The organism is uncultured Barnesiella sp. (assembly GCF_946496565.1).
GTDB lineage: Bacteria > Bacteroidota > Bacteroidia > Bacteroidales > Barnesiellaceae > Barnesiella > Barnesiella merdigallinarum.
Genome location: NZ_CAMMHD010000002.1, coordinates 22,268 through 44,459 on the forward strand (window position 1 = coordinate 22,268; position 22,192 = coordinate 44,459).

Here is a 22,192-nt window from a genome sequence, read left to right on the forward strand (position 1 = left end):
TTCGTATATGAACTTTTCGGAATTAAATATAGAGATGCTCTTTGCTCTGATGAGCGGTAAGTTGTCGGCAGCCATCAATCGGAAGTTGCACCGCAGTTTTCGCAAGTTGTCAATCGACATTACGCCCGAGCAATGGACGGTGCTCTACTACTTGTGGTCGCGCGACGGGGTAACTCAGCAAGAGTTGTGTAATGTCACTTTCAAAGACAAGCCGAGTATGACCCGGTTGATTGACAATCTGGAGAAACAGCAGCTGGTGGTTCGTTCGCCGGGTGTGAAAGATCGCCGTATCAACCTCATTCATCTCACGGACAAGGGGCGTGAACTCGAGGATGCTACCAAGCCGTTGGTAACGGCCATCATGCGTACCGCTCTCGAGGGATTCTCCGACAGCGAGGTCGAGATGGCCGGTGCGATGCTGGTCAAGGTCTTCGGCAATTTGAAAAACTCGTTGAACGACTAATCTCTAAAAAGACGATAGCGATGATCAAGTATGCCAAACTGTTTGTGGCGGTTTTGCTGTGTGGGCTGGCCGCAACCACATCATTCACCTTTGCACAGTACCAACCCGATCGCCTGGGCGAGGGGTTCGAATCGAAAACACTCGTCATGCCCGACGATTACAGCGGTCGGGTGGTGACTACGCTCGTGCGCAGTCTGTCGCCTTGCCCCGATGTGCATCGGGCCGTGCTCTACGTGCACGGGTATAACGACTATTTTTTCCAAAAGGAGATGGCCCGGACCTTTACCGACTCGTGTTTCAACTTCTACGCCGTGGACCTGCGCAAGTACGGGCGTTCGCTTCTGCCGGAGCAAACCCCTTTCGAGGTGCGCGACTTGAGCGAGTATTTTGCCGATCTCGACACGGCGTTGACACTTGTCCGGCAGGAGGGCAATACCGAGGTTGTGCTGATGGGGCACTCGACCGGAGGGCTCATCACCTCGCTCTATTGCGAGGCGCATCGCGACTCCCTGCCGGTGCAGGGGCTTATCCTCAACAGCCCGTTCCTCGACATGAACATGAGCGGCTTTTACGAAAAGGTATTGGTGCCTTTGGTTTCGGCCTGGGGCGGTTGTTTCAAGAATACGAAAATCAGCCAAGGCAACTCCACTGCCTATGCCGAGAGTCTGTTGAAACAGTATCACGGCGAGTGGGACTACGACACCAACCTGAAGTTTATGGCCTCGCGGCCGGTCACCGCGGCCTGGGTACGGGCCATACATCGGGGGCATAACCAGGTGCACAAGGGGTTGCACATACCGTGTCCCATCCTGTTGATGTATTCGAGCCAGTCGGTGCAGGGCGACGAGTGGACCCCGCAGCATCAGTCGGGCGATGCGGTGCTCGATGTGAAAGATATAGCCCGCTACGGGCGTACGCTGGGGCCGCACGTCACCGAGTTTGAGGTGAAGGAGGGGTTGCACGACCTCGTGTTGTCGAAGCCGGCTGCACGGGCATCGGTCTATGCCGAGATATTCCGGTGGTTGCGCAGCAACGGGTTGGAGCGTTGAACTGCAGGAAATAAAAACTTATTATAAGAAGAACGGCCGGAGGTGTTTGCCCCGGCCGTTCTTCTTTTCGTCGTGATACGACTGTTATTGTTTCTTTGATTTCTGTTGTTTCTCCAGTTGCATTACCTGCTTGTCGGCCAGTTCGAGGGTACGGATGTTGAGCTGATATTCCCGGGTGAGGTCATCGACATTACGCATCAGAGTGTAGAGGTTGCGGGTCTCTTTCACCGCTTCGCGAGTCGTCCGGTCGAGAGCGAGCGTGTAACGGTTTCCGCCCAGATAGGTGAGAGTGATGGCCTTGTCGGTGTTGTCGGCAATAAGCGAAGCGACGGCCGAACATTGTCCATCCTTGTAGGTGACGATTTCGGTATACTTGCCGTTGTCGGTAAACCGGTAGTTATTGGCTCCGTCGTATCCGATAGCCAGGGTCTCGGCCTTGCTCTTGTCGGGTAGGGTGACCCGTATCGAACTATGCTTCAGCGGGGTGCTGCCGTAGTATACGCTGGCCAGCTGCATCTGACCGTTTTCGGTAACCTGCACCTTCAGCTGGCTGCGGGTGATGGCGTTTTGTTTGGGCAGTTTGTTGTACACGTAGTTGCCTTCGGTCTGATATTTGGCATCTTTCTCGAAGCGGAATTTCTTTTTGGCTGCCTCGAGTTCGGCCTGTCTTACCTTGAGTACGCTGTCGATATAGAGCAGGTTTCGCTCGCTCTCTTTCTGCTTGACCCGGCACATGAGCAACATGCCCTCTCTGATCTGTTTGAAGGCTTTGGGGTATAGCTGCTCGATACTGTCTATCGCATTTCGGGCGCTTTCGTACTGTCCCGCCTCGAAGAGTTTCAAGGCTTTTTCGTATTGTTCGCCGGCTTCGTGGCTACCGTCGCCGCAGGCCGGAAACAGAAGAATACAGGAGCATATCCAAAGGTAGAGGTATTTTGTCATATTCATATTGTGTTTTTAATGGGTCATTAACAGTTTATCGAACTCCGTTGTACATCTTTTACCCCTTTCACGGTCTTGAGCTTCTTGATGAGGCTGTTGAGGCTCGAGGTGTCGTCGACCATGACGGTGATGTGTCCCTGGAAGAGTCCGTCGTTCGAGTCGATCGAGATGTTGCGCATGTAGATGTTTTTCTCTTTCGAGATGATTGAGGTAATGTTGGTGACGATGCCGATGTCGTCGTTGCCCACGACACGCAGCACACAGACATATTTTGAGCCCATCTTTCCCGACCACCGGGCATTGACCACCCGATAGCGGTAGCGGCTGTAGATGTGGCGGGCATTGGGGCAGTCCTTGCGGTGTATCTTGATGGTCCCCTCGGTTGATACGAACCCGAAGATGTCGTCGCCGAAAATGGGGTTGCAACACTTGGCCAGCTTGTAGTCGATACCCTTCACGTCGCCGCCGATGATGAGCTCGTCCTCTTTCGAGTCGTCGTGCTCGCTGGGTTGCAGCGTGAACTCTTCGGCCGTGCGGGCTTCGTATTGCTCGTTGTTCTCTTTGTGTTCGATTTCGAGGTAGAGGTCGATGACTCGGTTCACGTCGATGCGCTCGGCGGCCAGCTCGTTGTAGAAGTCGGTCACGGTCTTGTAGCCCATCTTTTTGATGAGCTTCATCATGATGCCGTCTTCCATCTCCATCTTGCGATTCTTGAACCGGCGTTGCAGCAGCTCCTTGCCATACTCGGCATCTTTGTTCTGCTGTTCGTTGAGGGCCTGTTTTATCTTGACGCGCCCTTTCGAAGTGGAGGCAATGTTAAGCCAGTCTTGCTTGGGGGTCTGGTTGGGCGAGGTGAGTACCTCGATGGTATCGCCGCTTTTGAGCTTGTATTTGATGGTCTCTATCTTTCCGTTCACTCGGCCGCCCACGCATTTGCACCCCAGTCCCGTGTGGATGAGAAAGGCAAAGTCGAGCAGGGTAGCCCCCAGTGGCAGCTTGTAGAGGTCGCCCTTGGGAGTAAAGACAAACACCTCTTTGTCGTAGAGGTCCATCTTGAAGTCGCGCATCAGTTCCAGAGCACCGCCATGTTCGGCCGCTTCGAGCACTTCGCGCACGTTGTTCATCCAGTCGTCGAGCCCCGATTCGCTCTTGATACCCTTGTATTTCCAGTGGGCTGCCAGTCCGCGTTCGGCGATTTCGTCCATGCGTCGGGTACGTATCTGCACCTCGACCCATCGTTGTCCGGGCCCCAGCACGGTGATGTGCAGCGACTCGTACCCGTTCGACTTGGGTATCGACAGCCAGTCTTTCATACGCTTGGGGTTGGGCTGGTACATGTCGGTCACAATCGAGTAGACTTTCCAGCAGTCGGCCTTCTCCTGGTCGAGCGGAGTCTCCAGAATCACCCGTATGGCAAACAGGTCGTAGATGTCTTCGAGGTCGGCCTTCTGTTTCTTCATCTTGTTCCAGATGGAGAAGATCGACTTCGTGCGACCCTTGATTTCGAAGTTGAGCCCCTCGGCCTCGAGTTTCTGTTTGACCGGCTCGATAAACTCGGTGATGTACTTGTCGCGGTTGCGCTTCGTTTCGTTGAGCTTGTGGGCTATCTGGTCGTAGATTTCGCGATTGGTATATTTGAGCGAGAGGTCCTCGAGCTCCGATTTGATGGAGTAGAGGCCCAGCCGGTGGGCCAGCGGTGCGTAGAGGTACGACGCCTCGCAGGCTACGTCGTAGCGATACTTCTCGTTGGGGTGGTGGTTGATCATCTTCATCACGCACAGACGGTCGGCAATCATGATGATAATCACCCGTATGTCTTCGGCAAAAGAGAGCAACAGCTTGCGGAAGTTCTCGCTCTCGACAGCCGCCTGCTTGGCATAGAGGCTGTTCGATTTGATAAGTCCCCGAATGAGTTGGGCAATGTCGTCGCCAAACTCTTTCTGTACAGTTTCGATAGAGAGAAATTCGCTCACTACCAGATTGAAAAGCAATACCGAGATGAGCATGCTGCGCTCCAGTCCCACCCGGTCGCACAGGATAAGCGCCGTATTCAAGTTGCGAACGACCGGATTGATGCCCTGTTTGTTGCGCTGGTAATGTCCTGTTTCTACCGCTTCGGTGATGAGTTTGCGCATGCGGGTGAAGTCGTTGAGCGACATCACCGGCCGGCTGTTGCGCAGAAGTTGCCGATAAACCGATAGGACATTTCCTCTTTCCTCGGGGGTGAAATAGCTTTTTTCGGGCATAAGTTGTGACTGTTATCGAAAAATTATGTCTCAAATATATATTTTTATAGTTAAAAGTGCACTTTTTTTTAGAGCTTTTTGTAGTTTTGGGAACAGAATTAAAATTCATTATTCATTATAGATATGTTTACAACAGAGGATTTAAACTTGTTTGCCGAAAAAGGTATCGATATACGGGTAGTCGAGGACCAGTTGGCATCTTTCAAAAGGGGATTCCCGTTCCTGAAAATCGCCTCCTCGGCATCGGTAGGGAATGGCATTTTGTCGCTCGATGAGCAACAGACGCAATATTACCTGGATCTTTGGGAAGGATACTTGAAAGACAATCACAAAGTGGTGAAGTTTGTTCCCGCATCGGGAGCGGCCAGCCGCATGTTCAAGGATTTGTTCGCTTTTCTGTCGGCCGAGTACACCGAACCGAAAACCGATTTTGAGAAGAAATTTTTCGACTTGATCGAGCACTTTGCCTTCTATGCCGATCTCGATGCCGCCTGTCTGAAAAACGAGGGTATGGGCATTGCCGACCTGGTGGCTGCCGGGCGCTACAAGGCTGTCGTGTCGAATCTGCTCGAGGCCAAGGGGCTCAACTACGGCTCGTTGCCCAAGGGGCTGCTCAAGTTCCACCACTATGCCACGACCAATCGCACGGCCATGGAGGAGCACCTCACCGAGGGGGCTCTCTATGCTGCCAGCTCCGATGGCGAGGTGAATATTCACTTCACGGTTTCGCACGAGCATCTGCCTCACTTCAAAGAGCTGGTCGCCTCGAAGAAGGCCGATTACGAGAAACGCTACGGGGTGCGCTACAACATCAGTTTCTCGGAGCAGAAACCCTCGACCGATACCATTGCCGTGGATATGAACGACGAGCCGTTCCGCGAAGAGAACGGTAAAATCTTGTTCCGTCCCGGTGGTCACGGTGCCCTGATTGAAAACCTCAACGACATCGATGCCGAGGTAATTTTCGTGAAGAATATCGACAATGTGGTGCCCGATCGCCTCAAAGAGCCCACCGTGCGCTACAAGAAAGTGATAGGCGGTGTGCTGGTGGCCTTGCAGGCCGAGGTCAATCGCTACACGGCCATGCTGAAGAGCGGCAAGTACACCATCGACGACTTGCGCGAAATGGTGAAGTTCCTGCAACAGAAGCTCTTTGTGCGAAACGAAGAGACCAAGAATCTCGAGGATGCCGAGTTGGCGCTCTATCTGTTGCGCAAGTTCGACCGTCCTATCCGGGTGTGCGGTATGGTGCGCAATTCGGGCGAGCCGGGTGGTGGTCCGTTTGTGGCATACAATCCCGACGGTACTACCTCGTTGCAGATTCTGGAGAGTTCGCAAATCGATATGGCCAACCCCGAAGCCAAGCGGCAATTCGAGGCCGGTACACACTTCAACCCGGTCGATCTGGTTTGTGCCGTGCGCGACGGTCAGGGTGTCAAGTACGATTTGCCTCGCTATGTCGACAAAAATACCGGATTCATTTCGCATAAGTCGAAAAATGGCCGCGAGCTGAAAGCTCTCGAGTTGCCGGGCTTGTGGAATGGCGCCATGAGCGACTGGAACACCGTGTTTGTCGAGGTTCCCGCCGAGACCTTCAACCCGGTGAAGACCGTGAACGACCTGTTGCGGCCTCAACATCAGTAAGCTATGTAACTGCTTAATAACGAATAGAGGGCGATATGCTGCGGCATATCGCCTTTTTTTTATAACTTTGTCACCGAAAAATTATTACTCGGGAAAATGGAAGCCTCGAGGGCTTGTAATTTCCTGCAAGAGTTAGATAGACGAAAAGAAAAATTTAAGGAAAAAAGATATGACATTTGAAGAATTCGGATTGTCGGAAGAGGTCATGCAAGGACTCGACGCCATGAATTTTCAAGAGGCGACCCCGGTTCAGGAACAGACCATTCCCGTGATATTGCAGAAAAAAGATTTGATTGCTTGTGCCCAGACGGGTACGGGTAAAACAGCTGCCTATATATTGCCTTTGTTGAACTTGCTTACCGAGTTTCCCGGCAGCGGCGACAAGGTGCGCGCGGTGATTGTGGCGCCTACGCGCGAGTTGGCCCAGCAGATTGACATGCAGTTTGCCGGCTTCTCCTATTTCTTGCCCATCTCTACGGCCGTAGTTTCGGGGGGTGGCGACGGTTCGTCGTGGGAGCAGCAGAAGCGGGGCCTGACCATGGGAGCCGATGTGATTATAGCCACGCCGGGCCGGCTCATCTCGCATCTGAATATCTCGAACATCGACTTTTCGGGAGTCGAGTATTTTATCCTCGACGAGGCCGACCGCATGCTCGATATGGGATTCTACGACGATATTATGAAGATAGGCAAGAGCCTGCCGGCCAAGCGACAGACGATTATGTTCTCGGCTACCATGCCGCCCAAGATTCGCCAGCTGGCCAAGAATATCATGGACAATCCTGTGGAGGTGAATGTGGCTATTTCGAAACCCAACGAAGCCATCGACCAGTCGGCCTATGTCTGCTACGAAAATCAGAAGATGGGGATTATAGATTACCTCTTCAGAGAGCCGACCGGCACGAAGACCATCATCTTCTCGTCGTCGAAGCAGAAGGTCAAGGAGCTGGCTTTTGCCTTGAAACGGAAAAAATACAGAGTGGCCGCCATGCACTCCGACCTGGAGCAGCCCGAGCGTGAGGCGGTGATGCTCGATTTCAAAAACAACAAGATAGATATTCTGGTGGCTACCGATGTCATTTCGCGAGGTATCGACATCGATCAGATCGGGTTGGTCATCAACTACGACGTGCCTCACGACCCCGAGGATTACATTCACCGCATCGGTCGTACGGCTCGTGCCAATGCCGAGGGTACCGCCATTACCTTCGTGTCGGAGAAGGAGCAGGGCAAGTTCAACCGCATCGAGACTTTTCTGGGTTATGAAATTGCCAAGCGCGAGATGCCCGAGGGGGTAGGTGAAGGGCCGGTATATGCTCCCAAGCAAGAGAAGGGTGGCCGTCACGGCCGGGGTGGAAACCGGGGAGGCGAGGGGCGTGGCCGCTCGCGCAATCGCCGTCGGGGCGACAAGGGTACCCCCAAAGACAATGCTGCCAAGAATACCGCCCCGAAGGGAGACAAGTCGGCTCCGGCTTCGGAGAAACCGGTTAAGGAGAAGAGCGAGAATGCCGCTTCGCAGAATCAGAGTGGTTCGTCGTCTCGTCGTCGCAATCATCGCCGGCGCAAGCCTCGCTCGGGTAATAACGGCAATGGCGGTAACAACTCACCGAGCCAGGAGGCATAACGAATGTGACTTTGTAGACTATGGCTTTAGATTTATTTGTAAATAGTTTGTAAATCAAATACTTTTTTATTTGGATATATAAGTAGCGAATATATGGCGTTTGTTTTATAGCAAACGCCATTCGCGTTACATAGAGGTTTATCGTATGGATATGGATGTTTATAAGTATCTTGTAATCAGCGTGTTGTAGGTTTTACCGATTTTTATTCAAGTGGAAGTATAAATATCATTCATAATAGTACTATAAACCAGTTGATTATAATTTATACAGCTATAAAACCTTGCAAATGGAAAACTTTTGTCGTGTGGGGTATGTTTAGCACATGAAAGATAAAGTAATCATGGAGATTTCGGAGAAGAAAGCCCGTATTCGGGAGTTGTGGCAACTCTGTTTTCACGACGACGAGCAATTTGTCGACCTCTTGTTCGGCCACTTGTATCGCGATGAAAATGCCCTTTGTTTCGAGGAGCGGGGCGTGTTGACGTCGGCCTTGCAAATGCTCCCTTACCGCATGACCTATGGGGAGTCGGTGTTGGAGGTAAGTTATATTTCGGGAGCGGCTACTCGTCCCGAGTATCGCAACCGGGGATTGATGGGCCGGTTGTTGCGGGAGTCGTTCGAGACGATGCGGTCGCGTGCCATTCCGCTGTCGGCGCTCATCCCGGCCGAGCCGTGGTTGTATGGCTATTATGCCACCAAGGGGTATGCCCCGGTATTTTTTCGGCGCAAGAGTCACTTCACGGCCGTGCATCGTTTCGAGGGTGCCGGGTATCGGCGGGTGGCTCCGTCGCTCGATCGGCTTTACTCCTTTTTTGATGCCCAGATGCGCCGCCGGCCTTGCTGCATGTTGCACGAGTGGAACGACTTTGAGGTGATTTGCGGCGACAACCGTCTCGACGGGGGCGAGGTGATTGCCTTGGCCGATGAGGCGGGTGAGCTTTCGGCGCTGGCTTTTGCCGTGCCATACGACGATGGCGCACGGGTAAAAGAGCTCTTGGCAGTCGACGACCAGGCTCGCGAAGCGGCCCTGCACGAGGTCGAACGCACGTTCCCCGGCCTGCCGGTTACGGTGGCGCTGCCACCCGATAGCGGGGAGGGGGTGTTGCAGCGCATGGGCATGATGCGCATCGTGGATGTGCCGGCCATGTTCTCGACTGTAGCGCAGAACCATCCTTCGCTGCAGGTGGTCGTGCGGGTGTCCGACCCGCTGTTGCCTGCGAATAACGGCGTTTATCGAATTGCCGATGGTGCGTGTGGTCGTGTAGAGGCCGATACGTGCGACTTCGATGTCGACGTGGCCGAGTTGGCACTTCTGGTATTTGGCGATTCCCGTCAGGATTCGCTCGTCGATTTCCCGGCCATGCCTCCCTATATGAGTCTCATGCTCGACTGAACCGGTGTGGAGCGGGGCTGCTTTTATCTCTCTTTATAGGGTTGAGGTCAGCCCCTTGATGGGTTTACAAAAAGAAGCGATACCCCACCGAGATGCCTATGTGGCGACTCTCGAAGGCACTCTCTGCGTCGCGAATGGAGTGGGTGAGCCCCCAGGTATAGCGGGCATCGACAAAGAGACCGGAATCAAATTCGTATCCCAGCCCGGCGACCACGCCCAGTTCGGCTCCTGCCGGTTGCTGAAAAGCCTCCACCCCTTTCCACGAATCGGTAGCGGCACACCCGATACTCAGTTGCGGACCGGCCTGAATGTTGAAACCGGCTATGGGGAAAAACTTGACCAGCAGCGGAATATCGATGTAGTGGATGCGGTACGAATACCCCTTGTACATCGTGTCGCCTCGCTCGTCGTTGAAGATAAGAGTCTTGTCTTTGTAGCCGTGTGTGGCGTAGAGCAGCTCGAGTTGCAGGTCGAAATAGGTATTGCATGTGTAGGTCGCTACTACTCCCGCTTGACCGCCCACGATATAGCTGGCCTTGTCGTTGAGTACGTTTTTGGGGTATCTCACCGTCGACCAGTTGATACCCGCTTTACCGCCTACACTCCATTGGGCCCGTGCCGGGATGGCGACCAGGCAAAGCAACAACAGTCCGACAACGTATTTGCGACAGAAATTAGAGGGGGTTAGGTAGGGTGTTTTCATGTGGCACATCTTGTTTTGACAGGTAGACAAATATAGTCGATTTCTTTGGTTTGGTAAAATTATTTTCGTTTCTTTACACGGGTGACTTTAATCAGAATCTAAACGCTTATAGCTATGACTACACTGGAATTTGTCTTGATCAGTATCCTCATTCCCGGGTTATTGGGCGGAATCTTTGCCCCTATGGTGGTGAAAGGGTGTAAAAGGCTCTATGCCAAGTGGTGCAACAGTCGTAAGCCATCTCGAGAATAAGTCTTGAGGAAAGTCCGGTATACTTGCAGACGGGGTGTGTATTTCCTGCTTTTTTTGTTTTTTACCTTTGAGGTGAGCAGAGATTGAGCAAACGGGAAAAACGGAGTTTTTCGTTTGCCTCTATGTCCATTTTCACTACCTTTGCGGCCGATATGCGTGAGCATGGTTTTCAAGAAAGGTAAAAAGATGAAACAGGAAGAGGAAGACAAGATTGTAGGAGATTTGAATTGGGACGGTCTGCACCGCCCGCGTATTTACTACGCCATGGCGACGACCTTTTGCGGGTTGTTCCTGTCGGTGCTCGACGGTTCTATCTGCAACGTGGCGTTGCCCAGCATAGCCCAGCAGCTGCACGTATCGTCGTCCGATTCCATCTGGATCGTCAACTCTTTCCAGCTGATCATTATGATGACCCTGCTTCCCTTCTCGTCGATGGGCGAGCGTTGGGGCTATAAGCAGGTCTATCTGCGTGGAGTCGTGGTCTTCACCATCGGGTCGTTGCTCTGTGCCCTGTCGCACAACCTGCCGCTGCTGGTGGTCTCGCGGGTGTTCCAGGGTTTCGGAGCCTCCATGATTATGAGTGTGAATACCTCGCTCATCAAGCTCATCTATCCCAAACACCGGTTGGGCGAGGGGGTAGGACTCAATGCTACGGTGGTGGCCATCGCTTCGGTCACCGGGCCTACATTGGCGGCCACCATTCTGTCGTTCGCTTCGTGGCCGTGGCTCTTTGCCATCAATGTGCCGGTAGGTATCGCCACCTTTATCCTGGGACGCAAATATCTGCCCGACAATGCCGTGCGGCGTCTGGGGCATCGCTTCAACTGGAAAGAGGCACTGCTCAATGCGGCCACCTTCGGGCTCTTCATCGGGTGTGTCGAGGCCTATTCGCACGATGTGCCGGTGCGCTGGGTGTTGTGCGGTGTCGTGTTATTGGCCGTGGTGGCTGCCTTCTATGTGCGCATGCAGTTGGGTGAGCGCTATCCCATGCTTCCCTTCGACCTGCTCAAAATACCCATCTTCTCGATGTCGGTGATGACGAGTATTCTCTCCTTTACGGCACAGATGATGAGTCTGGTGGCCATGCCCTTCCTGCTGGTCAATACTTTCCACTACGATGCCGTGGGCACCGGGTTGTTGATGACCTCGTGGCCGCTGGTCATTGTCTTTGTAGCACCGCTGGCCGGTGTGCTCATTGGTAAGATTCACCCCGGAATCCTGGGTGGAGTGGGGTTGATTATCATGAGTATCGGCTGCTTCAGCCTCTCGTTCATTCCTACCGATGCCAATCACTTCGGGATTGTATGGCGGTTGATGCTCTGCGGTATGGGCTTCGGCTTTTTCCAGTCGCCCAACAACCACATGCTGCTCACCTCGGCACCTCCGCAACGTACCGGCAGCGCCAGCGGCATGCTCGCTACCGCCCGACTCACGGGGCAGACTATCGGAGCCGCTCTGGTCGCTCTGCTCTTCCACATCCATGGCGATACCGCACCGCACGATGCCATGCTTCTGGCCGGTATACTCACCTTGTGCGGCGCGCTCTCCTCGACCCTTCGTCTGCGGGTAAGTCTGCCGAAGTAGGGTGGTGGACCTGTGTCTTGTTTCGTGAAGAAGTTTATGTCTGAATTTATGGATTTCTCGAGAGGGGGGACCGTTGTCTTCTTGGGGTATCCATCTGAAAAAGGGGTATAAAAAAGAGCAAATCAACCTGCGCGATTTGCTCTTTTTCTGCGGAAAGAGAGGGATTCGAACCCTCGGTACCCGTAAGGGTACAACGGTTTTCGAGACCGTCCCGATCGACCACTCCGGCATCTTTCCAATGGTCTGTCGTTTTTGACGGGGGCAAAGGTACGGAAAAGATTCGATATGCAATGGCTTTAATTGTAAAAAAAAGCTAAATGCGGAAATTATTCTTTCTCCTCCCAGTTTTTATAGGGATTTTGGGCCAGGCAAGAGTTGTAGTAACGCGGGTCGCCGGTCACTTCGCGGCCGATGAACGGGGGCAACTGTACCGCTTCCGACTCCGATTGCAATTCAACTTCGGCCACAATCAGCCCTTCGTTGTCGCCCATAAATTCGTCAATCTCCCATGTGTGCCCGGCATAGGGGTAGAGGTACCGCCTCTTTTCGATGAGGCCCGACTGGCACAACGAGTCGAGCATTCGGGTAGCGTCGGCTACGGGTATGGGGTATTCGTACTCCTGCCGGGAGCAGCCGGTGGTGGTACCCTTGATGGTGATGAAGGCCTGGTCGCCGGCGATGCGTATGCGCACGGTGGCCGCAGGGGCTGCCGACAGGTATCCCTGTTTGTAGTAGGTGCAGCGGGTGGCTTGGGCGCGATACGAGGTGTCGGTCACCCGATATTTGCGTTCGATCTCTATATTCATAAATTAACAAAAATAAATAGAGAACCGAATATAATACATTTATTTGGTTTAAGAGATAGAATAAAATCGCGGGCATTATTAAACATTGTTAAACCCGTGAACTGTTGGAGATAAAAGCCCGGTGAGCGGCAGTTTTTTTGTACTTTTGTCACCCGGATATTCGAGTGAATCGAATGGTGGTACCGGTTACTTTGTACAGTATTTGAGACTTTTATGGCAAAAAAGATATATGTGGTATTGGCCCTTTGCTTGTTGTGTGTAGGGCTTCCTGTTTCGGTTAAGGCACAACAGACGACGGTGGTGAAGGGAATCGTAAGGGACTCTATAACCCATGAACCCATATCCTATGCTTCGGTTTTTTTTGTGGGAAGTGACAAAGGTGTCATGACCGATGATGATGGCAAATTTGCTGTGGCCGTGCGCGATAACTTCCTGAATGTGCGTATTGCTACGCTGGGTTACCGTGAGAAGACGGTTTTCGTCAAGAAGGGTGCCGAGAACAATCTGGAGGTCGATTTGGTGCCGTCGGACTATACGCTGCAGGAGGTGGTGGTAAAGCCCAAGAAGGAGAAGTACAGCAAGAAGAATAACCCCGCGGTAGAGTTTGTCAAGAAGCTGATTGAGCGGCGCGACGTGGGCGACCCCAAGAGTCACGACTTTTTCAATTACGAGAAATACGAGAAGATGACTTTTGCCCTCAACGACTTTTCGGAGGAGCAAAAGAAGAAGTGGCTTTTCAAGAAATTCCAGTTTATATTCGACTATGTAGATACGTCGGAGGTATCGGGCAAGCCCATCCTGACGGTTTCGATTAAGGAGAAGATTGCCGAGAACTACTACCGCCGCAGCCCCGAGACCGAGAAGTCGATTGTGACGGGTATCAAGCGGGCCGGTATCGACGAGATATTCAACGAGGAGAGCGTGCAGATGCTGTGCGACGACCTGTTCCGCGAAATCGATATTTTCAGAAACGACATCACGCTGCTGAACAACCGGTTTGTGAGCCCGTTGTCGAGCATTGGTACTTCGTTTTACAAATACTATCTGCTCGACACCATTCCCGTAGACGGGGTGCGTTGCATCGACCTGGCGTTTGTGCCCTTCAACTCCGAGTCGTTCGGTTTTACGGGCCACATCTATGTGCCCGAGGGCGACTCGACCTATTTCATCAAGAAGGTGAAGCTGAACGTCCCCCGCGACATCAACCTCAACTATGTGGAGAACATGTACCTCGAGCAGGATTACAAGCAGCTGGACGACGGAACCCGCATCAAGACAAAGGACGATGCCATCATCGAGTTCAAGGTGATGCCGGCCACGCAGGGACTGTATGCCCGCCGTATGACCACATACGACAAGTTTTCGTTTACGCCGCCCGACGACTTGTCGGTCTACGACTTCGAGGGGCGCGAGCGGGTCGAGGTCGATGCACAGGCCAAGCCCGAGGAGTTTTGGGTCGATAACCGCCATGTGCCGGTGAAGAAGAAGGAGGGGGCGGTCGACAAGCTCCTGGCCCGGTTGCGCGAGGTGCCTGCCTTTTACTATACCGAGAAGGTGTTGGGTATACTCATAGCCGGGTATATCGAGACCAGCGAGGAGAGCAAGTTCGACTTCGGTCCCATGAATACCACCATCAGTGCCAACGAGGTGGAAGGGGCCCGTTTCAGAGTAGGCGGTGTCACTACCGCACAGCTCAATCCGCACTGGTTTGCCCGCGGATACGTGGCCTATGGTACGAAGGACGAGAAGATGAAATATTCGGGCGAGGTGGAGTATTCGTTCAACAAGAAGAAGTTCCACTCGCGGGAGTTCCCCATCCACTCCATCAAGCTGAACCACACCTACGACATCGACCAGTTGGGACAGCAGTACATGTATACCAACAAGGATAATGTATTCCTCTCGCTCAAGCGCAAGTCGGACAACAAGGCTACCTATCTGCGCAAGACCGAGCTCTCGTACCTGCAGGAGCGCAAGGGCGGTTTTTCGTTCGGGTTGGGTATCCGCAACGAGATTCAGCAGATGGCAACCGACCGCATCGCCTTTATCGACGGTTTCGGTAACGAGACAAAAGATTACATGCAGACCTATTTCGATGTGAAGTTGCGGTTTGCCCCCAACGAGAAGTTCTACCAGACCCGCAGCAACCGCTATCCCATCAACCTCGACGCCCCGGTGCTCACCCTCTCGCACAGCTTTGCCTTCAAGGATGTGCTGGGCAGCCGCTACTCCTACAACCGCACCGAGTTCGGTATCCAGAAACGGTTCTGGTTCTCGGCCTTCGGCTACTTCGACGGTATCGTCAAGGCCGGCAAGGTGTGGGACAAGGTGCCTTTCCCCATGCTGTTGCTCCCCAACGCCAACCTCTCGTACACGATACAACCCGAGTCGTATGCCTTGATGAATGCTCTCGAATTTATCAACGACCAGTACGTGTCGTGGGATTTCACCTACAACGCCAACGGTGCTCTGTTCAACCGCATCCCGCTGCTCAAGTACATGAAGCTGCGCGAGGTCTTCTCGTTCCGAGGTCTCTACGGTTCGCTCAGCAAGAAGAACAACCCGCTCTACAATCAAGACCTCTTCGTATTCCCCAAGGGCAGTACCGAGATGGACAAGATGCCCTACATGGAGTGCGGCGTGGGTCTCGACAACATCTTTACCATCTTGCGGGTCGATTACGTGTGGCGGTTGACCTATCGCGACAGCCCCAACGTGAGCAAGAGCGGCGTGCGCATTTCGCTCCACTTCTCGTTCTAAACCGGGAGTCGCCGGGGGTACAGAAGGATATTTCGATTATCTCAAATCTATACGAAAGGGCTGCTTTGCCGTGAGCAAGGCGGCCCTTGTTGGTATCTCCTTTTACTACTTCTGTGTCGACTGGATTCCGAGTCGTATCGTGGGATAATCGACTTTATGGCGCCTATGCATTCGGTGTGAGTAGTCCAGCGGGGGGGGGAGGCAGTTGGCATCAATCCCTTGGCCGAACAAGGGTCTGATACAGGTAAAAAAATAACGGAGCCCGCAGTGTGGCGGACTCCGTCATGTGATGCGTGAGGAGCGATATTATTTGATGATACCGTCGCGGCGCATGAGGGCCTCGATGGTAGGCTCGCTGCCTTTGAAGCGTTTGTAGAGGGTCATGGGGTTCTCGGCACCGCCGCGTTTCAGGATGTTGTCGCGGAACGAAGCTGCGGTAGCCGGGTCGAAGATACCGTGGGCCTTGAACACGGCAAAGGCATCGGCGTCGAGCACCTCGGCCCATTTGTATCCGTAGTATCCGGCAGCATAACCGCCCGAGAAGATGTGACCGAATTGAGGAGCGATGAGGGCTCCCTCCACGTCGGGCAACACGAGGGTTTTGGCGATGGCCTGTTTCTCGAAGGCTACAGCGTCGTCGACAGGAGCTTCGATGGTGTGGTAGGCCATGTCGAGGAAGCCGAAGGTGAGCTGACGTACGCACAGGTAGGCGGCCAGGTATTGGCTCGACTCCTTGATTTTCTCAACCAGTTCGACCGGCATCTTTTCGCCTGTCTTGTAGTGAACGGCAAAACTGTCGAGGAACTCTTTCTCGGCGAGGAAGTTCTCGTTGAACTGTGAGGGCAGCTCTACGAAGTCGCGGTATACGTTGGTACCCGAGAGGGTCGAGTAGGTAACGTCGGAGAGCAGGCCGTGCAGGGCGTGGCCAAACTCGTGCAGGAAGGTCTCCACCTCGTCGTAGGTGAGCAGGGCGGGAGCATCGGCCGTGGGGCGCGAGAAGTTCATCACGATCGTTACCTGCGGACGGCTGTCGGTTCCGTCTTCCTCTTTCCATTGCCCTTTGAATTCGGTCATCCAGGCACCGGCACGTTTGGTCTCGCGGGGGAAGAAGTCGGTGTAGATTACACCCACATAGTTACCGTCGTTGTCGGTTACCTCGAAAGCCTCGACCTCGGGGTGGTATACGGGGATTTTGGGATTTTTCGTGAAGTGCAGGCCGTAGAGGCGGGTAGCCAGGCCGAATACCCCCTTGATGGTGTTGTTTACCTCGAAGTAGGGGCGCAGCATCTCGTCGTTGAGGTCGTATTTGATGTGCTTGAGTTGCTCGGAGTAGTAGCTGAAGTCCCAGGGCATGAGCGTCATGTCTTTGCCCTCTTTACCAATGGCGAAACCCTGAATCTCTTTCACCTCTTGCAGGGCGGCCGGCTTGTAGGCGTCGAGCAGTTGGTTCAGCAGATTGTACACGTTGGCGCTGTTGCCGGCCATGGTGGTTTGCAGGTTGTATTCGGCGAAGTTGGGTTTACCGAAGAGCTTGGCAATCTCGAGGCGTACCTCGGCGATACGTTTCAGGATGGGGATGTTGTTGTATTCGCCCGATTGGTTGCGCGTGTTGTAGGCGCGATAGAGTTTCTCGCGCAGGTCGCGACGCGACGAATATTTCATAAAGGCGCTGTAACTGGGGTAGGAGAGGTTGACCATGTAACCCTCTTTGCCTTTGCTCTTGGCCAGAGCGGCAGCAGCGTCGCGGGCGCTTTGGGGCAGACCTTCGAGCTCATCCTCGGTGAGCATCATCGAGAAGAGGTTGGTATCCTTCAATACGTTCTGTCCGAAGTCGAGGGTGAGTTGGCTCAACTCCGACGAGAGTTTGCGGTATTTTTCGCGGTCTTCGCCTTGCAATTCGGCTCCGCTCAGGGCAAACGACTCGTAGGTCTCCTTGAGCAGCATCTGTTGCTCGGGGGTGAGGTCGAGCTGGTCGCGACGGTCATACACGAACTTGATGCGTTCGAAGAGCTTCTCGTTCAGGCTGATGTTGTTGCTGTGCTCCGACAGCATGGGTTGTACGCGTTGCGAGATTTCCATCATCTCGTCGTTGCCCTCGGCGCTCAATACGGCAAAAAAGACGTTGGCCACGCGGTTGAGCATACGGCCGCTGCGGTCGAGTGCCTCGATGGTGTTCTCGAATGTGGGGGTCGAGCGCTGGTTCACGATGGCGTCGATCTCCTTTTGATTCTCTTCAATGGCTTTCTTGAAAGCCGGTTCGTAGTGCGACAGTTTTATCTTGTCGAACGGAACTGTTTGATGGGGCGTCTTGTAGGGCCCGAAAAAGGGGTTAGCAGCTTGTGCCATGATTGCAAAAACAGTTAAGGCTGATAATAATAAAATTTTTTTCATTACTACTGTGTTAGGTGATACAAATGGTAATTGTAACAAAGTTCACGATTTATAATTATTCTAACTAATCTTCGACCCTTAATAAATATTAAACAAATCGTTTCACCGGTTTAATTTCGCCCCGAAGGCCATTTTTATATTAGCTTTGCAGCTTATAAACAGTGCCGAATATGAAACGACGATTCTATTTTTTGGTGTGGATATATTGCTGGTTTCTCATCATGTTTGCCGTGCAAAAGCCCCTCTTCATGCTGTATCATTGGAATCTTTACGGCGACGAGCCTCTGTCGCAGTGGCTGGCGGTGATATGGCACGGCCGGGGACTCGACGCCTCGATGGCTGCCTATATTACGGCTTTGCCGGCTCTGCTCACTGCCGTTACCGTCTATTTGCGGGGCGCGTGGTGGAAACCGGTGTTCCGGGCCTACTTCGTGCTGATAGCCGCAGTGGTCTCGGCCATCACCTTGAGCGATGCGGTGCTCTACAGCTTCTGGGGATTCCGCATCGATGCTACGCCGCTCTTCTATTTGGCCTCGCCGGCCGATGCCGTGGCCAGTATCCCGGTGTGGCAAACGGTGGTAATTCTGCTTCTTATCGTGGCCTATGCCGCGCTGCTCGTGTGGCCGTTGTGGCGCTGGTCGGGTAGGGTGGCCCAATGGGAGAAACCCCGTCGTCCACACCTTTCGTTTGCGGTCTTGCTGTTGCTCACGGCGTCGTTGTTCATCCCCATACGAGGCGGCTTCACGGTCTCGACCATGAATGTGGGCAAGGCCTATTTCAGCGAGCGTATGGAGTTGAACCATGCCGCCATCAACCCGGTATTCAGTCTGATGTCGTCGCTCTCCAAGTCGGAGGATTTCTCGACACAATACCGTTTCTTCGAACCGGCCGAGGCCGATGCTCTGTTCGCACCGTTGCGGGGTGGCGGATCGTCGGTATTCCCGGCCGACTCGGCTCAATGGGTCGAGCCCGGTGCCAACGTGGTGCTGGTGGTGCTCGAGAGTTTCTCGGGAGCAGCCATGGAGAGCCTGGGCGGTCTGTCGGGGGTGATGCCCAATCTCGAGCAGATTGCCTCGGAGGGTATCCTCTTCACCCACTGCTATGCCAACAGTTTCCGTACCGACCGGGGGCTCACCTCGATTTTGAGCGGCTACCCGGCCCAGCCTACGGCCTCGATTATGAAATATCCCGCCAAGTCGCAGTCGCTTCCGGCCATCTCCAAGTCGTTGCGCAATGAGGGGTACGACACCCAGTTTATCTATGGCGGCGATGCCGACTTTACCAACATGCGCTCCTACTTCATCTCGATGGGCATGAACCGTATCGTGTGCGACAGCGACTTCCCGCTGAGCCAGCGGCTGAGCAAATGGGGCGTACCCGACCATGTGACGTTCGACGAGCTCTATCGTCTCATAGCCGAGCAGCCGGCCGATAAACCCTTTATGAAGATGTTTCTCACCCTCAGCAGCCACGAGCCGTTCGATGTGCCCATGCACCGCCTCGAGGACAAGTATCTGAACTCGGTCGCCTATACCGACAGTTGCCTCGGTGCGTTTGTATCGCGACTCAAGCAGCTCCCCGTGTGGAAGAACACCCTGCTGGTGTTCGTGGCCGATCACGCCTTCCGTTACCCCTACAACGTGCAGAATCACGACATCGACTATCACCACATACCGCTGGTGTGGGCCGGTGGAGCCGTACGCTCGCCGCGGGTAGTCGACGACTACATGTCGCAGATTGACCTGGCGGCTACGTTGCTGGCCCAGTTACATATCCCTTACGACGACTTTACCTTCAGCAAGAATCTGGCCGACCCCACGCGGGAGCGTTTTGCCTACTATACCTTCCCCGACGGGTTCGGATATGTCGACCGCGATGGCGCTGCCGTCTACGACTGTGCCGCACAGTCGGTGCTCGTCGAGCAGAACGACAGCAACGCCTTACGGTTGAAGCGGGGGAAAGCCTATTTGCAAAAACTCTACGACGACTTGGCTTCGCGATAAAACCGACACGAAATGGAAATAAGACCCACGACAATCGACGATTTGGAACAGGTGATGCCCGTGTTTGAGCAGGCCAAACGGTTCATGCGGCAGCACGGAAACCTCCACCAATGGACGGGTGGCTACCCCTCGCGCGAAATCATCCAGGCCGATATGGAGGCTGCCAGCAGCTTCGTCTGCCTCGACGACGAGGGGGCGATTGTGGGAACCTTCTGTTTCCGCTACGGTGTGGCGCCCGAGCCCACCTATGCCACCATCTACGACGGGGCCTGGCTCAACGACAAGCCCTACGGCGTGATACACCGCATCGCCTCGGCCGGTCGGGTGGGCGGTATCTTTGCCGCGGCTCTGGATTACTGTTGGGGCCATGTCGACAATATCCGCATCGATACCCATCGCGACAACCGGGTGATGCAGGAGTTGCTCGTGCGCCACGGCTTCAGCCGGTGCGGCATCATCTATCTGGCCAACGGCGACGAGCGCATCGCCTTTCAGCGGGAATTTCTTCGATAGCTTGTAATAAAAAAAGAGAGGGTGACCCAAAAGTCAAAGACTTTAAAGGGTCATCCTTTTTTGTTTGGATTACGCCAGATGGTCACAATGGGAGAATGAATGCGTGAGAGTGAGTGTGGAGGGGAGAAAAAATTAACGGTTATCTCTTTGTTTTCAAAGAAATAACCGTTGTTTTTATGGTAAATAATTGCTATATTTAAAGTGAGAATTAAAAATAAAGTCAAGCATTTACCATGAGCGCAAAGATAGTGTATAAAGATTACAATCAGAACGAAAGTCTGCTTTTTCCGCCGACATTGGGAGAACTCGTCCCAAAGAACCATCCGGTGCGGATCGTGAACGCAGTGATAGACAGGCTGGACATATCTTCTGTAGAATCGACCTACAAGGGCGGAGGGACGAGCAGTTTCCATCCCCGCATGCTTCTGAAAGTGATAGTCTACTCCTACCTGTGCAATGTTTATTCCGGCCGCCGTATGGAGCGTCTTCTGCAGGAGAACGTGAACTACATGTGGCTTTCAGGGATGTCGCGGCCGGACTTCAGAACAATCAACCGGTTCAGGAGCGGGCGTCTGGCGGACGGGCGGTTTGACGGGCTGTTCAGGCAGGTTGTCCTGCTTCTGAATGCAGAGGGGCTCGTGTCGCTGAAAGTGCAGTACATCGACGGGACGAAGATAGAGTCTGTGGCGAACAGGTACACTTTCGTATGGAAAAGGAGTGTCGAGAAGAACAAGGAGAAACTGGAGGCGAAAGTGGATGCCGTACTCAAGACGGCGGAGTCGGTCCTCTCCGAAGAGAACAGGGAATGTGCTTCGGAGGAGTTCGGTGTGACGGATCTGGCCGAGCGTACGGAAAGGATACTGCGCAGGATGGACGAGCAGGGTATCAGCGACAGAAAGCTGAGGAAGTCCGTAGAGAAGGTGAAGGACGAGTCCCTTCCGAAGCTAGAATCCTACAAGCATCATCTGGAGACCTTGGGGGAAAGGAACAGCTACAGCAAGACGGACAAGGACGCGACGTTCATGCGTATGAAGGAGGACGCGATGCGCAACGGTCAGACCAAGCCGGGATACAATGTCCAGATAGCGACGGAGAACCAGTTCATCACGAACTACGGAATCTACCGGAGGCCGACGGACTGGGGCACTATGATACCGTTCCTGAAGTCGTTCAGGGAAAGATACGGCCGGCAGAGCGAAGAGATAGTCGCGGACTCGGGCTATGGCAACGAGCAGAACTACGCGTACATGGATGGAGAGGGGATTGAGGCGTATGTGAAATACACCATGTTCCATGCGGAGATGAAGCGGAAATACCGGGACAACGCCTTCTTGGTACAGAACATGTACTACAATGAGGAGAAAGACTTCTATGTGTGCCCGATGGGGCAGCGTCTGGAGCGGGCCGGGACATGGAGCACTGTCTCCGACCTGGGATACAGGTCATCCGTGGCAGTATACCGGGCAAAGAACTGCGCCGGCTGTCCGCTGCGTGGAATGTGCTACAAGGGGAAGTCCGGCAGGCGTACCATTGAAGTGAACCACACTGCGAACGCATTCAAAAGGAAGGCACGGGAACTGCTGACCGGAGAGAGAGGCCTGATGCACAGGAGCAGACGTCCGATCGAGCCGGAAGCCGTATTCGGTGACATCAAGTTCAATCACGGCTTCAAGAGGTTCCGTCTCAAGTCAGCCGGAAAGGTCAATGTCGAGTTCGGCCTTGTCGCCCTCGCCCATAACCTCAGAAAATATGCGGCGCATGTCCGCGACGGACTCTTGGGGGTGTCTGACAACTCTCCGTCATTGGGAATGGCATAGC

Annotated in this window: 15 protein-coding genes and 1 tRNA gene; 10 read left to right on the forward strand and 6 right to left on the reverse strand. The window is 53.7% G+C overall.

Annotated elements, in window-relative coordinates; genetic code table 11:
* The first annotated feature begins 7 nt into the window (after positions 1-7).
* Positions 8-463, forward strand: coding sequence for a MarR family transcriptional regulator (locus Q1K76_RS01165; RefSeq protein ID WP_300130413.1), 456 nt, complete (start codon positions 8-10; stop codon positions 461-463).
* A 20-nt stretch (positions 464-483) separates the two neighbouring features.
* A complete protein-coding gene (locus Q1K76_RS01170; protein WP_087407291.1) occupies positions 484-1,512 on the forward strand; it encodes an alpha/beta hydrolase in 1,029 nt (342 codons plus the stop codon).
* Positions 1,513-1,596: 84 nt separating this feature from the next.
* On the opposite strand, the gene Q1K76_RS01175 is transcribed toward Q1K76_RS01170, so the two are convergent.
* Together Q1K76_RS01175 and Q1K76_RS01180 are read right to left on the reverse strand one after the other, a co-directional pair.
* Positions 1,597-2,460, reverse strand: a complete 864-nt coding sequence (locus Q1K76_RS01175) for a hypothetical protein (protein WP_087407292.1) — start codon at positions 2,458-2,460, stop codon at positions 1,597-1,599.
* A gap of 20 nt (positions 2,461-2,480) precedes the next feature.
* On the reverse strand, positions 2,481-4,700 hold the full coding sequence (locus Q1K76_RS01180; protein WP_300130416.1) for a RelA/SpoT family protein: 2,220 nt from the start codon (positions 4,698-4,700) through the stop codon (positions 2,481-2,483).
* A 123-nt stretch (positions 4,701-4,823) separates the two neighbouring features.
* On the opposite strand from Q1K76_RS01180, the gene Q1K76_RS01185 reads away from it, so the two are divergent.
* From Q1K76_RS01185 to Q1K76_RS01195, 3 genes are all read left to right on the forward strand, one after another.
* Positions 4,824-6,344, forward strand: a complete 1,521-nt coding sequence (locus Q1K76_RS01185; protein ID WP_300130419.1) for a DUF4301 family protein — start codon at positions 4,824-4,826, stop codon at positions 6,342-6,344.
* Between the two features lie 169 nt (positions 6,345-6,513).
* Positions 6,514-7,968, forward strand: coding sequence for a DEAD/DEAH box helicase (locus Q1K76_RS01190; protein WP_087407295.1), 1,455 nt, complete (start codon positions 6,514-6,516; stop codon positions 7,966-7,968).
* 323 nt (positions 7,969-8,291) lie between these two features.
* The gene (locus tag Q1K76_RS01195) at positions 8,292-9,362 is read left to right on the forward strand and encodes a GNAT family N-acetyltransferase (RefSeq protein WP_300130421.1); all 1,071 of its coding nucleotides are present in this window, start codon (positions 8,292-8,294) and stop codon (positions 9,360-9,362) included.
* 64 nt (positions 9,363-9,426) lie between these two features.
* On the opposite strand, the gene Q1K76_RS01200 is transcribed toward Q1K76_RS01195, so the two are convergent.
* Complete coding sequence (locus Q1K76_RS01200) at positions 9,427-10,065, reverse strand: porin family protein (protein ID WP_300130423.1); 639 nt, start codon at positions 10,063-10,065, stop codon at positions 9,427-9,429.
* 438 nt (positions 10,066-10,503) lie between these two features.
* On the opposite strand from Q1K76_RS01200, the gene Q1K76_RS01205 reads away from it, so the two are divergent.
* Entirely contained in the window at positions 10,504-11,901 is a 1,398-nt protein-coding gene (locus Q1K76_RS01205) for an MFS transporter (RefSeq protein WP_300130426.1), read from the forward strand.
* Between the two features lie 150 nt (positions 11,902-12,051).
* On the opposite strand, the gene Q1K76_RS01210 is transcribed toward Q1K76_RS01205, so the two are convergent.
* Both Q1K76_RS01210 and Q1K76_RS01215 read right to left on the reverse strand, forming a co-directional pair.
* Positions 12,052-12,138 (reverse strand) — tRNA-Ser (locus Q1K76_RS01210).
* A gap of 89 nt (positions 12,139-12,227) precedes the next feature.
* Positions 12,228-12,707 carry a CYTH domain-containing protein gene (locus Q1K76_RS01215; RefSeq protein ID WP_087407300.1) on the reverse strand — a complete coding sequence of 160 codons (480 nt, stop codon included), beginning with the start codon at positions 12,705-12,707 and terminating at the stop codon, positions 12,228-12,230.
* Positions 12,708-12,920: 213 nt separating this feature from the next.
* On the opposite strand from Q1K76_RS01215, the gene Q1K76_RS01220 reads away from it, so the two are divergent.
* Positions 12,921-15,467: a DUF5686 family protein gene (locus tag Q1K76_RS01220; protein WP_300130428.1), complete on the forward strand. Its 2,547-nt coding sequence runs from the start codon at positions 12,921-12,923 to the stop codon at positions 15,465-15,467.
* Positions 15,468-15,773: 306 nt separating this feature from the next.
* Here Q1K76_RS01220 and Q1K76_RS01225 read toward each other — a convergent pair whose 3' ends face one another.
* Positions 15,774-17,858 carry a M3 family metallopeptidase gene (locus Q1K76_RS01225; protein ID WP_300130431.1) on the reverse strand — a complete coding sequence of 695 codons (2,085 nt, stop codon included), beginning with the start codon at positions 17,856-17,858 and terminating at the stop codon, positions 15,774-15,776.
* Between the two features lie 170 nt (positions 17,859-18,028).
* Between Q1K76_RS01225 and Q1K76_RS01230 the strand changes: the two genes are divergently transcribed.
* From Q1K76_RS01230 to Q1K76_RS01240, 3 genes are all read left to right on the forward strand, one after another.
* Positions 18,029-19,861, forward strand: a complete 1,833-nt coding sequence (locus Q1K76_RS01230; RefSeq protein WP_300130433.1) for an LTA synthase family protein — start codon at positions 18,029-18,031, stop codon at positions 19,859-19,861.
* Between the two features lie 12 nt (positions 19,862-19,873).
* Positions 19,874-20,374, forward strand: coding sequence for a GNAT family N-acetyltransferase (locus tag Q1K76_RS01235; protein WP_087407304.1), 501 nt, complete (start codon positions 19,874-19,876; stop codon positions 20,372-20,374).
* Positions 20,375-20,607: 233 nt separating this feature from the next.
* Entirely contained in the window at positions 20,608-22,191 is a 1,584-nt protein-coding gene (locus tag Q1K76_RS01240; protein ID WP_300130435.1) for an IS1182 family transposase, read from the forward strand.
* The last annotated feature ends 1 nt before the right edge of the window (position 22,192 follow it).

Excerpts from the sequence above, each read along its gene's own strand:
- Q1K76_RS01165 (WP_300130413.1), top strand. The coding sequence starts at position 8 with ATGAACTTTTCGGAATTAAATATAGAGATGCTCTTTGCTCTGATGAGC.
- Q1K76_RS01170 (WP_087407291.1), top strand. The coding sequence starts at position 484 with ATGATCAAGTATGCCAAACTGTTTGTGGCGGTTTTGCTGTGTGGGCTG.
- Q1K76_RS01175 (WP_087407292.1), bottom strand. The coding sequence starts at position 2,460 with ATGAATATGACAAAATACCTCTACCTTTGGATATGCTCCTGTATTCTT.
- Q1K76_RS01180 (WP_300130416.1), bottom strand. The coding sequence starts at position 4,700 with ATGCCCGAAAAAAGCTATTTCACCCCCGAGGAAAGAGGAAATGTCCTA.
- Q1K76_RS01185 (WP_300130419.1), top strand. The coding sequence starts at position 4,824 with ATGTTTACAACAGAGGATTTAAACTTGTTTGCCGAAAAAGGTATCGAT.
- Q1K76_RS01190 (WP_087407295.1), top strand. The coding sequence starts at position 6,514 with ATGACATTTGAAGAATTCGGATTGTCGGAAGAGGTCATGCAAGGACTC.
- Q1K76_RS01195 (WP_300130421.1), top strand. The coding sequence starts at position 8,292 with ATGAAAGATAAAGTAATCATGGAGATTTCGGAGAAGAAAGCCCGTATT.
- Q1K76_RS01200 (WP_300130423.1), bottom strand. The coding sequence starts at position 10,065 with ATGAAAACACCCTACCTAACCCCCTCTAATTTCTGTCGCAAATACGTT.
- Q1K76_RS01205 (WP_300130426.1), top strand. The coding sequence starts at position 10,504 with ATGAAACAGGAAGAGGAAGACAAGATTGTAGGAGATTTGAATTGGGAC.
- Q1K76_RS01215 (WP_087407300.1), bottom strand. The coding sequence starts at position 12,707 with ATGAATATAGAGATCGAACGCAAATATCGGGTGACCGACACCTCGTAT.
- Q1K76_RS01220 (WP_300130428.1), top strand. The coding sequence starts at position 12,921 with ATGGCAAAAAAGATATATGTGGTATTGGCCCTTTGCTTGTTGTGTGTA.
- Q1K76_RS01225 (WP_300130431.1), bottom strand. The coding sequence starts at position 17,858 with ATGAAAAAAATTTTATTATTATCAGCCTTAACTGTTTTTGCAATCATG.
- Q1K76_RS01230 (WP_300130433.1), top strand. The coding sequence starts at position 18,029 with ATGAAACGACGATTCTATTTTTTGGTGTGGATATATTGCTGGTTTCTC.
- Q1K76_RS01235 (WP_087407304.1), top strand. The coding sequence starts at position 19,874 with ATGGAAATAAGACCCACGACAATCGACGATTTGGAACAGGTGATGCCC.
- Q1K76_RS01240 (WP_300130435.1), top strand. The coding sequence starts at position 20,608 with ATGAGCGCAAAGATAGTGTATAAAGATTACAATCAGAACGAAAGTCTG.